We start from the raw sequence: 11,577 nt of genomic DNA on the forward strand, positions 1-11,577 counted from the left end.
GCCACCAGCGCGCCCTGCGCCGCGCTTACTGGAAAGGCGCATTCGGCCTTATCGCCCTGTTCCTGATCGTCACGATCATTGGCCCAACGCTGGCCTAACCCCTTCCCTATCAAACTCTACTGCTGCGCATGGCGCGGCAAAGGACTCGCTATGTCTGCTGCAACTGATTTGGTGGTCCTGCCGCCCAAAGAAACGGCCCTGCAGGTGTTCCAGGCCGTTAACGGTCTTGACCCTTTCTTGGCTCAAATTCGCAAGGAAATTGACGACTTTGTGCCGGACGTTTCGACCCGTAAAGGGCGTGAGGCCATTGCCTCGATTGCACACAAAGTCGCTCGCTCCAAGACGGCGCTGGATAACGTCGGCAAAGACTTGGTTGCTGAGCTGAAGGAAATCCCGAAGAAGATCGACGCCGAACGCAAGCGCGTGCGGGATCTACTCGATAACTGGAAGGACGAAGTTCGCAAGCCGCTGGATGACTGGCAGGCAGCTGAAGATGCCCGTATTGACCGCCATCAGGCGGTAATCGATGGCATTAAAGAGCGCGGCGCCGAAGCCGGGGCCTACGACGCAGAATATCTGCGCGGTTCCATTGCGGCCTTGGAACAAACCCCGGTTAACGAAGACCTCGAAGAGTTCGAGGCTGAGGCAGCGCGGGAAAAGGACAAGGCTCTGTCGGCGCTTCGCGATGCCCTGTTGGCCCGCGAGAAGCAAGATGCTGAAAGAGCCGAACTTGAGCGATTACGCCGCCTGCAGGCTGAACGCGATCAGCAAGAAGAGCGCGACCGCATTGCCCGTGAGGCAGCGGAAAAAGCCACGCGGGATGCTGAAGCCAGAGCACAGTCTGAGCGTGATGCAGCTGCTCAGCGTGAGCGCGATCTTGAATTGGAGGCTGAGCGCGCCCGCAACGCAGAGCTTGAGGCAACCCGCCGAGCCGAGCAGGCCGAGCGCGATGCAACCGCCCGCGCCGAGCAAGCGGCGGCAGACGAGCGCAAGCGTCAAGCAGACCTTATCGCTGATGAAGAGCTGCAGGCAAAGCGTCGTGAGGCTGATATTGAGCACAGAAAGCGCATCAACAACGCCGCCCTCGCCGCCTTCATCGCCGGCGGCATGCCTGAAGAGTGCGCCAAGCAGGCAATTACGCTGATCGTCAAGCGGCAAATCCCGAACATCCAGATCACTTACTGAGGTCGCCATGGCTAACGCAATAGTTCAGCGGCAAGAGCCCGCACCGGTTGCAGTAATTGGGGAGTCGGCAACGATTCTCCAGATCATCCAGCAAGTTGCCGTCAACCCAAACGCAGACATCGACAAGATGGAGCGCTTAATGGCCATGCATGAGCGCCTGCAGGCCAATCAGGCCAAGCAGCAGTTTGACGATGCCATGTCCCGTATGCAGGAAGAACTTCCTGTGATCGGCGAGCGCGGCGGCATCAAAGACAAAAGCGGCCGCGTTCAAAGCACATACGCTCTATGGGAGGACATCAATGAAATGATCAAGCCTGTGCTGGCAAAGCACGGATTTGCCCTCTCCTTCCGTACTCCGCGCAATGATAAAGGCATCGAGGTTGAAGGCGTCCTAAGCCACAGCGCGGGCCACCGCGAAACCACCTCACTGGTGCTACCAGCGGACACGACAGGCAGCAAGAACGGCGTTCAGGCCGTTGCGTCCAGCGTTAGCTACGGCAAGCGTTACACGGCGGGCGCGCTGCTTAACTTTACGACCACTGGCGAGGATGACGATGGCAATGGCGCCGTTGTAACCCCTCGCGTTACGTCGGTGCAAGCCGCTCAGCTCGCCGAACTGCTCGACAAGTGCAGCGAGAAGGCCAAGACCGCTTTTGCCGGTATTCACGGCACCCCGGCCAGCGTTGAAAAAGCAGCCTTTGATCAGGTCCTGGGCATGCTTTCCAAGTCCGCCAAGCAGAACGCGCAGGAGCATTAATATGCAGATCATTACCGACATCGAGCAAGGCTCTCCCGAGTGGCTGGCCATGCGGCTAGGCATTGTCACTTGCTCAGAGCTGGACGCTCTGCTGGTGGCTGGCAAGGGTGAAGCTGGCTTTGGGGTCGCAGCCTTCACCTACATGGATCAGCTGATCGGTGAGCGCATCACTGGCGAGGCGGCCGAGCTTCCATTCCAAACCAAGGCCACGATCCGAGGTCATGAGCTTGAGGCTGTGGCGCGCGGACTCTACGAGGCGCGCGAAGAGGTAGTCACCCAGGCCGCAGGAATTATCCTCAACCACGGGATCGGCTATTCGCCAGACGCCCTGGTCGGCGCGGACGGCTTGACCGAAATCAAAACCAAGCTGCCAAAGTTTCAGGTTGGCGTGATTCTGGCGGGCGAGGTGCCGAAAGAACACGTCGCGCAGTGCCAGGGCGGCCTTTGGGTTTCGGAGCGAGAGTGGATCGACTTCATCAGCTACTGGCCCGGCATGCCGATGTTCGTCAAACGCACCTACCGGGACGAGGTTCTGATTCGCAAGATCGCTGAGCGAGTCAAAACCTTCCATGAATTGCTTGAAGAGCGCATGCATCGCGTTCTAGGCATTGCAGCTTAATCACGATAACAGGAGGCCGCATGGCCCAGATGTTCGGTGTCGCCCGGATCGGCCGGGACGCAGAAGTTCGCTATACGGCTAGCGGTGATGCGGTTGTCTCGCTTTCGCTGGCCTTTGAGTACGGTAAGAAGACCGACGGCAAGAAGCCGGTTCAGTGGGTTGACGCAGCCCTCTGGGGCAAGCGCGGCGAGGCCATGGCTCCGCATCTTCTGAAGGGCCAGAAAGTGGGCGTCACCCTGGATGATGTTCATATCGAAACCTTCACCAAGGCAGACCATTCGCAAGGGCACAAGCTGGTTGGTCGAGTTAGCAATATCGAATTTGCCGGCGGCCCTCCCCAGCAGCAACCACAGCAGGCTCGACAACCAGCACCACGCCCTGCAGCGCAACCGGCAGCCCGGCAGGCGCCGGACTACGACAGTTTCGACGACGATATTCCGTTCTAGATCAACAACATCACCACTGCGCCTGAGATTGAGCAAGCGGCGGCGCGGGCCGGGCTGATTATGCCGTGGCCCAAGGGCGAGACGGGGCCATGAGGCGCCCATTGATCCCCGCCCTACGCTCCAATTAACTCCGCACTCCCCGGCATTGCGCCAGGGTTGACCACTATCTAACAACCTCCCGGCAGCCAGCCGGCAAGGGAGAGCTCATATGGCTAAAGTCATATCTCAGGTAACTATAAGCCTACCGCGACTTATGGAAGTTGGCGAATACCGCAAGCTGCGTTATGCCGGCGACAAGCCTAGCCTGCAACAGCTAAAGCGCTGGATCGAGGAAGGCGAAATGATTGGCGAAGTAAAAGGTGGTATGTACTTCGTTGATATCAACTCCGAGCTGACCGGGTCTAATGACCCGCTTCTGCGCAAGATGATGGCGGTAAGCTGACATGAGCCCTCCACGCCCCCGCACCAGCCGCAATCGTAATCTACCGGAAAACCTGTACCCAAACGGGAAGTACTGGCAGTACCGCAATCCGATTACCGGCAAGAAGGTCAGCATTAACAAACCGCTGAACGAGGCTATTAAGCTGGCACGGCAGGCCAATGCCAGGCTCGCACCACTGCTGGTCGATGATTGTGAGCTGCTGCAGCTACTTACCGGCGAGCAGGCGCCTAAGATCAATCTACTGCTTGAGCGCTTTGCAGAAGAATATCTGCCAGGCCGCAAGCTAGCTGAATCAACACTGAAGGAGACCCGGATCAAGCTGGAGCGATACCGCGCTGACTTGGGCGGGAGGATGATTGGCCAGATGGATGTTTTGGCCATGGCTGAGTACCTCGACCAGTTCACAAACAACGCGTACACGAAGCACCGCGCGCTCTGGGTGCAGATTTATGCGTTCGCCGTCGCCAAGGGGATGGCTGAGCGCAACTGCGCAGCACTTACTCTGCTGAAGAAAGAACAAGAGAAAGTGCGCCAACGTCACACACTGGAAGGCGTGCAGAGGATTCTGGACGCCTGTACCACCCCGGCCTGGCTCAAGCGCTCCATTCGTCTAGCTCTGCTGAGCCTGCAGCGGCGTGAGGATCTTGTGAACTGGGAGCGCGCGGCTGTCGATATGAAGCGGAATGTGATCCGGGTAAGCCCGGGCAAGACGGAGAGCTACGACACCCCTATTCATCTTGAGATTGAAATGGGGGCAGACCTGCGCGGCGTGGTGCAGGAGTGCCTGTCGGAGCCAATAGCCAGCCCTTTCCTGCTTTGCTATCGACCCAAGGCGCGCAAGCGTGAGCAGATCGAAGCCAAGCTGCACTGGTCAGCAATCACTGATGACTACCTGACCAAAGAGTTTCGCAAGGCAAGGGATCTATCAGGGGCATACGACCACATCGAGAACCCCAAAGCGCGTCCTACCATTCATGAGCTGCGAGCACTCGGTGCGTGGCTGTATGAACAGCAGGGGTTTCCGACTGAGTACGTCCAGGTTTTGATGGGACACGCTACGCCAGAAATGACAGCTTACTACCAGGACGGTCACGAACAGAAAGGGGTTATCTATCAGCATGTGAAAGCGGGTTTAAAGCTTTGATTGGGTTTTCGTTTTCCCAAAATATTCCCAAAGTTTTCCCAAAACAAAAAAGGCGACCCTCTCGGATCGCCTTCTAGACCGCCAGCAGAGCGGATTTTGTTTGGTAGGCACGATTGGACTCGAACCAACGACCCCCACCATGTCAAGGTGGTGCTCTAACCAACTGAGCTACGTGCCTGCTGTGGGTGCGCATTCTATAGATCCGCCAAACAGAGTCAACACTTTTTTTCGCTAACTAACTGAATAAGTTCTATTTTTACGATTTTGCGGGATTTCCGACATTTGCCAACGGCACTAGCCGGGCATTTTTATCTAAGGTAGCATCGAGAAATTCGTAAAAAATAAAGAACAGGGGTTTGAAAAATGGCACACAGCGATTATCCGCAATCTTTCTACGCAGCATCAGCTAATCCGGCACCGGCGCGGCCTGAGTTGCAAGGTGAGATTGAAACCGATGTGTGTGTGGTCGGTGCCGGTTATACCGGACTGTCGACAGCCATTGCCCTGCTCGAGAACGGCTTTAAGGTGGTAATCGTCGAGGCGGCGAAGGTTGGCTTTGGTGCATCGGGGCGTAACGGCGGGCAAATCGTTAACAGCTATAGCCGCGACATTGATGTCATCGAGCGCAGCGTCGGCGCCCAGCAAGCCAAACTGCTCGGCGATATGGCCTTTGAAGGTGGCCGCATCATTCGTGAGCGCGTGGCCAAGTACAACATTCAATGCGACCTTAAAGACGGTGGCGTGTTTGCCGCCAACACGCCTAAGCACATGAAGCATCTTGAGTCGCAGAAGAAGCTGTGGGAGCGCTACGGTCATACCCAGCTTGAACTGCTGGACAGCAAAGGCATCCGCAATGTGGTGGGCACCGACAACTATGTCGGCGGCATGCTCGACATGAGCGGCGGCCATATCCATCCACTCAATCTGGCCTTGGGTGAAGCCGATGCAGTGGAGTCCCTGGGCGGCACCATCTATGAGCAAACCCCGGCTACGCGTATTGATCGTGGCGCCAACCCGGTGGTGCAAACGCCTAAAGGGCGAGTTAAAGCTAAGTTCGTGGTGGTTGCTGGTAACGCCTACCTGGGCAACTTGATCCCAGAGTTGGCGGCTAAGTCGATGCCGTGCGGCACTCAGGTAATCACCACTGAGCCGCTGTCGGATGAAGTGGCAAAGAGCTTGCTGCCGCAGGATTACTGCGTGGAAGACTGTAACTACCTGCTCGACTATTACCGCCTCTCGGCGGACAAGCGCCTGATCTTCGGCGGCGGCGTGGTGTATGGCGCCCGCGATCCGGCCAACATCGAGGCGATCATCCGGCCGAAGATGCTCAAGGCCTTCCCGCAATTGAAGAACGTCAAGATTGATTACGCCTGGACCGGTAACTTCCTGCTGACCCTGTCGCGCTTGCCGCAAGTCGGCCGCCTCGGCGACAACGTCTACTACTCGCAAGGTTGCAGCGGCCACGGCGTGACCTACACCCACTTGGCCGGCAAGGTGCTGGCTGAGGCGCTACGCGGCCAGGCTGAGCGTTTTGATGCCTTCGCCACGCTACCGCACTACCCCTTCCCTGGCGGCCAGTTGCTGCGCGTGCCCTTCACGGCCTTGGGCGCTTGGTACTACTCGCTGCGTGACAAGCTGGGGATCTGATCCCGCTTAACAGGCAAAGCCAAACGGCACCCTCGGGTGCCGTTTTTTATGCGGGCGCAATCAGCCTCAGAGCTGGGCATCCGGCCAGACTTTATGGGCTGTGCGTAAGGCACGCTGGGCGGCATCGGTGCGGCCTTGGGCTTGTAGATCGCGGGCGCCTTGCAGCCACAGGGCCTGATCGGGCTGCGCAGGCAAGGTGTTGGCTGGCAACACCAGCACAGCCCAACGCCCGGCCTCGGCCCAGGCCTTATCGAAGTCCTTAAACGGCAGATGCATACGGCGGTTATTGCCGGCGCGCAGCAGCATGATTTGCTGACGCTGATCGAAACCCACTAGGTTGGCGTATTCGGTGTCACCACCGGCAAAGCCCTCATCGAGTTTCAGCAGCACCGGCTGGCCAGCGGCCACTTGCGTCAGCAGTGCTTCGAGGTTGGCTGGCAGTGAGTAGACCAGCATGTCGTAGGAGCGCGCCGCTGCGCTTAGGGCACTGGGGCTGTTGGCACCAGCGGCAGATTTAGGCAGTTGCTCTATACGGGTACTGACCAAGCCAGGACTGACGATCACTTCGTGGTGGTTAAGCTGCGCGGCCAGCGCCGAGGCGCCCCCCACTTCGTCACTCAAGCGAAAGAATGGCACATCAGCCAGCTCCACCCGCTCGGGCAAGCCACTGCGGTTGAGCAGCATGGGCGCATCGGAGGAACAGGCACTGCTGAGCAGGCAGACAAATACCAGTGGCAGCCAGCCACCAGCGCAAATCAATTGCAACATGGATCACCCGCAGATTAGTTGGTGCGCAGAGCATAACCATGTCGGGCAGCAAGCCCAAGCAGCAAGCAGCAAGCAGCAGATCCCCTAATGCAGCTTACAGCTCGTCTAAACAAGCCCACGGCGCGCCCATGGAGCATGAGACCAGTAAATATGGAATAAATATATAAATATCAATTCCTTCCAGATATATGCCTTGGGACTTATAACAGCAGCCAGTTCTGCAAAACGCACATGTTGCTCCAGCAACAGCCAAAAACTGTTGCTGGAGCAACAGCTGAGCAACAAATGCACTGATGAGCAACAGCCAGCCATTCACTATTAAATATAACTAGCTGATTTTTAAAGGCTAATTATTGGCACAAAGATTGTTATGGACTGTTCAGTCCCTAACCATCACAGGAACATCTTCATGAGCAAGGCACTAAAAGTTGTAGCGTTCAGCGCGGGCACTGCGCGTCCCTCCAAGACTCTGGCGCTTACTGAGGCGCTGCTGGGCCAACTCGGTGAGCAGCTGAATATCAGCAGCGAGGTGATCGAGTTGAGTGAAATCGGCCGCGCCCTCGGTGCCTCTCTTTATCGCGCCGAAGCGCCGAGCGAAGTCGAAGCCGCATTAGCGGCGGTGGAAGCGGCGGATCTGCTGATCGTCGCCACCCCGGTGTATCGCGGCAGCTATACCGGGCACTTCAAGCACTTCTTTGATTTGATCGAGCTAAACGCCCTGGTCGATAAGCCGGTGCTGCTCGCGGCCACCGGCGGTAGTGATCGCCATGCGTTGATTCTCGATCACCAACTGCGCCCGCTGTTTAGCTTCCTGCAAGCGCTGACGCTACCCATCGGCGTATACGCCTCAGCGGCGGATTTCGACGGTTATCAGATCACCAGTGACGCCCTCAACAACCGCATCGACCTGGCCGTAGAACGTGCGGCGGGCTGGTTTGGCGCAGCCTACAGCAAGCGTAAAACGGCCTAAAGCCCACAGCCAGGAATTCACCATGAATGCCGAAGAGAAAATCTCAGCTGTGAGCCCGCAAGTCATCGCGCAACAGCTGGCTGAGCAATTTGCCGAGTCGGCAGTGGAGCGGGATGTCAGCGGCGGCACGCCCAAAGCCGAGCGCGACGCCCTGCGCAATAGTGGCTTGCTGACCCTGATCATCCCCAAACAATACGGTGGCCTCGGCGCTAACTGGAGCGAGACCTTGACCGCGGTGCGCAGCATCGCCCGGGTCGATAGCTCCGTGGCCCATGTGTTTGGTTTCCAACACCTGATGCTGGCCACCGTACGCCTGTTCTCGCGCCCAGAGCAGTGGCAACCCTGGTTTGAACAAACCGCGCGCAAGAACTGGTTTTGGGGCAATGCCTTAAACCCGCTGGACACCCGTACGGTGGTGAAGAAGTTTGATGGCTGGTACGAGTTCTCCGGGAAAAAGAGCTTTTGCTCCGGCGCCAGTGATTCGGAAATGCTCATCGCCTCAGCGGTGGATGAACAAGCCGGCGGCAAGCTGCTGATCGCGGCGATCCCCAGTGGCCGCACCGGCATCAGCCTGCATGGCGACTGGGACAATATCGGCCAACGGCAGACCGACAGCGGCAGCGCCACCTTTGAACGGGTGCGGGTTGAGCATAACGAGCTGCTGCTCGATCCCGGCCCGCTAAGCACGCCATTCGCCAGCCTGCGTCCGCTGATTGCCCAGTTGCACTTTGCCAATCTGTTTCTCGGCATCAGCGAAGGTGCCTTTGAAGAAGCGCGAAACTACACCACGAAGGAAAGCCGGCCGTGGTTTCGCGCCAATGTCAGCGAGGCTAATCAAGACCCCTACACCCTGCGCCACTACGGCGAGTTTTGGGTGGGATTGGAAAGCGTGCGCTTACTGATCGAACGGGCCAGCGCCCAACTGGACGCGGCGTGGGCCAAACAGGAGCAGCTCAGCGCCGAGGAACGTGGCCGGCTGGCGGTATCGATCGCCACCGCGAAGGTCGCCGCTACCCGCGTCGGCTTGGACTTGTGCAGCCGCGTCTTTGAAGTCACCGGCGCCCGCGCCACCCATGCCTCGCTGCGTTTTGATCGCTTCTGGCGCAACTTGCGCACCCAAACCCTGCACGACCCGGTGGAATACAAACTCCATGAGCTGGGCGACTGGGCGCTGAATCACACGCTCCCGACACCGACCTTCTACTCATAAGGGACGACCATGCAACTGTTGACGTTACCGCCCTCGCCCACACTGGCTACCTCGATTCGGGCCACCGCTCAGGTGTTTGAAGACCCAAAATCGCAGGCGCTGCTCGCCCACTTGCAACAGGTCGCCCCCAGTGAGGCCAGCGTCCTGATCATTGGCGAAACCGGGACGGGTAAGGAGCTGGTGGCGCGACATATCCATAACCTCAGCGGGCGCTGCAATGGCCCGTTTGTGGCAGTCAACTGCGGCGCGTTCTCGGAGAACCTGGTCGAGGCCGAGCTGTTCGGCCATGAAAAAGGGGCTTTTACCGGCGCCCTAGCGGCCAAGGCCGGTTGGTTTGAAGAAGCCAACGGCGGCACCCTGTTCCTCGATGAAATCGGTGATTTGCCCCTGGCGATTCAGGTCAAGCTGCTGCGCGTTTTGCAGGAGCGTGAGGTGGTGCGTTTGGGCTCGCGCAAGAGCATCCCGATCAATGTGCGCGTGCTCGCGGCCACCAACGTGCAACTGGAGCGGGCGATCAATGCCGGGCACTTCCGCGAGGATCTGTACTACCGCCTCAATGTAGTCAGCCTGCAGCTGTATCCGCTGCGTGAACGCCCGGGCGATATCCTGCCGCTGACCCGCCACTTTATCCGCACCTACAGCGCCCGCTTGGGCTACGGTGAAGTGCGCTTAAGCGGCGATGCCGAACGCAAGCTGAGCAGCTACGACTGGCCGGGGAATATCCGCGAGCTGGAAAACGTTATCCATCACACCTTGCTGATCTGCCAGGACGGTTTGATCCGCGAGCAGGACTTGCGCCTGACCAACCTGCGCATCGAACGCCCGGAAGCGAGCCCGAGCCAGGATGAAAGCGCTGATGCCTTGTTGCAGCGCGCCTTCCATAAGCTGTTTGAAGAACAGAGCGGCGCCCTCCATGAAAAGGTCGAAGAAGCCCTGCTGCGCAGCGCCTATCACTTCTGCCATTACAACCAAGTCCACACCGCCAGCCTGCTGGGCTTAAGCCGCAATGTGACGCGCTCGTTGCTGATTAACATTGGCGAGCTGGTGGTCAACAAACGCCGTCCCGCGCAAAGCTCGCAGGGAGGGAAAGTACTCAACCTGTCGATTTAAGTTTCACCTAAACCCAGACTTGCCCAAGCAAGCGCCCACGCCAACTTAGCTGCCTGCGTTGCCCGTACTGCCAAACCAGTCGGCAGCCCTTTGACCTGCATCGAGTAGAGATTATGAGTTTGGATATTTTTTGGTTTCTCCCCACCTCTGGCGACACCCGTTACCTGGGCCATAGCGCCAGTGGCCGCCCCGCCACCAACGCCTATATGCGTCAGATCGCCGTGGCCGCGGAGAACCTCGGTTACGACGGTTTGCTGATTCCCACCGGCAGCAGTTGCCTGGACCCTTGGGTCACAGCGGCGAGCCTGGTGCCGGTCACGCACAAGATCAAACTGCTGGTGGCCCTGCGCACGTCCTTGGGTAACCCCACCGCCTCGGCACGTCAGGCCGCGACCTTGGATCAAGCCAGTGAAGGCCGCTTGCTGCTGAACGTGGTCCCCGGTGGCGATGCCACTGAGCTGGCCGCCGATGGCGTGTTCTTGAAACACGATGAACGCTACAGCGCCGCCGATGAATTCCTCACCGTGTGGAAGCAATTGCTGGGCGGTGAAACCGTCGACTTTGAAGGCAAGCACCTCAACGTCAAAGGCGCACAAAATTTCTTCGCCCCGGTGCAGAAGCCTTATCCGCCGCTGTATTTCGGTGGCTCTTCGCCGGCCGCCCACGAGCTGGCGGCCAAGCATGTGGACGGCTACCTGACCTGGGGCGAGCCGCCGGCTGCCGTGGCCGAGAAGATCGCCGACGTGCGCGCCCGGGCGGCCAAATATGGCCGCAGCGTGACCTTCGGCGTGCGCCTGCATGTGATCGTCCGGGAAACCAACGAACAAGCCTGGGCCGCCGCCGATGAGCTGATCAGCTATCTGGATGACGACACCATCGCCGCCGCCCAGCAGAACTACGCCAAGATGGACTCCGTGGGCCAACAACGCATGGCGGCCCTGCACGGTGGCGACCGTAACAAACTGGAAGTGGCGCCCAATCTCTGGGCCGGTGTCGGCCTGGTGCGTGGTGGCGCCGGTACCGCGCTGGTCGGTGATGCTCAAACCGTGGCGGCGCGTTTGCAGGAGTACGCAGACTTAGGCGTCGACCACTTTGTGCTGTCCGGTTACCCGCACTTGGAAGAGGCCTACCGCTTTGCTGAGCTGGTGTTCCCGCTGCTGCCAGGTAAGCAAAAAGTCACCGTGGATGGCAGCTTTACCGGCGGCGCTTTTGACGTGCGTGCCGGTAAAAAAGCCTAATCCTTAGCGACACACTAAAACGGCCCGGGGCAATCGCCTCG

General features: G+C 58.8%; 12 protein-coding genes and 1 tRNA gene. 11 read left to right on the plus strand and 2 right to left on the minus strand.

The features are described 5' to 3' along the window. Positions 1–150 precede the first annotated feature (150 nt). The 6 genes from NTD81_RS09465 (at position 151) to NTD81_RS09490 (ending at position 4,593) form a co-directional block, all read left to right on the plus strand. Positions 151–1,185 (plus strand): hypothetical protein, encoded by a 1,035-nt coding sequence (locus NTD81_RS09465; protein ID WP_262181905.1) that lies wholly within the window; start codon positions 151–153, stop codon positions 1,183–1,185. A 7-nt stretch (positions 1,186–1,192) separates the two neighbouring features. Next, positions 1,193–1,942, plus strand: coding sequence for an ERF family protein (locus tag NTD81_RS09470; RefSeq protein WP_262181906.1), 750 nt, complete (start codon positions 1,193–1,195; stop codon positions 1,940–1,942). A gap of 1 nt (position 1,943) precedes the next feature. After that, positions 1,944–2,561, plus strand: a complete 618-nt coding sequence (locus NTD81_RS09475; RefSeq protein ID WP_262181907.1) for a lambda exonuclease family protein — start codon at positions 1,944–1,946, stop codon at positions 2,559–2,561. 20 nt (positions 2,562–2,581) lie between these two features. Then, positions 2,582–3,007 carry a single-stranded DNA-binding protein gene (locus tag NTD81_RS09480; RefSeq protein ID WP_262181908.1) on the plus strand — a complete coding sequence of 142 codons (426 nt, stop codon included), beginning with the start codon at positions 2,582–2,584 and terminating at the stop codon, positions 3,005–3,007. A gap of 208 nt (positions 3,008–3,215) precedes the next feature. Beyond that, complete coding sequence (locus NTD81_RS09485) at positions 3,216–3,449, plus strand: hypothetical protein (RefSeq protein WP_262181909.1); 234 nt, start codon at positions 3,216–3,218, stop codon at positions 3,447–3,449. 1 nt (position 3,450) lies between these two features. Beyond that, a complete protein-coding gene (locus tag NTD81_RS09490) occupies positions 3,451–4,593 on the plus strand; it encodes a tyrosine-type recombinase/integrase (protein ID WP_262181910.1) in 1,143 nt (380 codons plus the stop codon). Positions 4,594–4,694: 101 nt separating this feature from the next. On the opposite strand, the gene NTD81_RS09495 is transcribed toward NTD81_RS09490, so the two are convergent. Next, positions 4,695–4,771 (minus strand) — tRNA-Val (locus tag NTD81_RS09495). A 185-nt stretch (positions 4,772–4,956) separates the two neighbouring features. Between NTD81_RS09495 and NTD81_RS09500 the strand changes: the two genes are divergently transcribed. Next, entirely contained in the window at positions 4,957–6,240 is a 1,284-nt protein-coding gene (locus tag NTD81_RS09500; protein ID WP_262181911.1) for an NAD(P)/FAD-dependent oxidoreductase, read from the plus strand. 66 nt (positions 6,241–6,306) lie between these two features. On the opposite strand, the gene NTD81_RS09505 is transcribed toward NTD81_RS09500, so the two are convergent. Next, positions 6,307–7,008, minus strand: a complete 702-nt coding sequence (locus tag NTD81_RS09505; RefSeq protein ID WP_262181912.1) for a peptidase C39 family protein — start codon at positions 7,006–7,008, stop codon at positions 6,307–6,309. A gap of 409 nt (positions 7,009–7,417) precedes the next feature. On the opposite strand from NTD81_RS09505, the gene msuE reads away from it, so the two are divergent. The 4 genes from msuE to ssuD all read left to right on the plus strand — a co-directional run bounded on the left by msuE (position 7,418) and on the right by ssuD (position 11,536). Then, entirely contained in the window at positions 7,418–7,978 is a 561-nt protein-coding gene (msuE, locus tag NTD81_RS09510; protein ID WP_262181913.1) for an FMN reductase, read from the plus strand. Positions 7,979–8,000: 22 nt separating this feature from the next. After that, the gene (locus NTD81_RS09515; protein WP_262181914.1) at positions 8,001–9,188 is read left to right on the plus strand and encodes an acyl-CoA dehydrogenase family protein; all 1,188 of its coding nucleotides are present in this window, start codon (positions 8,001–8,003) and stop codon (positions 9,186–9,188) included. Between the two features lie 9 nt (positions 9,189–9,197). Continuing rightward, entirely contained in the window at positions 9,198–10,298 is a 1,101-nt protein-coding gene (locus NTD81_RS09520) for a sigma-54 interaction domain-containing protein (protein WP_262181915.1), read from the plus strand. Between the two features lie 113 nt (positions 10,299–10,411). Continuing rightward, entirely contained in the window at positions 10,412–11,536 is a 1,125-nt protein-coding gene (gene ssuD / locus NTD81_RS09525; protein WP_262181916.1) for an FMNH2-dependent alkanesulfonate monooxygenase, read from the plus strand. Positions 11,537–11,577 lie beyond the last annotated feature (41 nt).

The organism is Pseudomonas sp. 5P_3.1_Bac2, from assembly GCF_025465995.1.
Taxonomy (GTDB): Bacteria; Pseudomonadota; Gammaproteobacteria; order Pseudomonadales; family Pseudomonadaceae; genus Aquipseudomonas.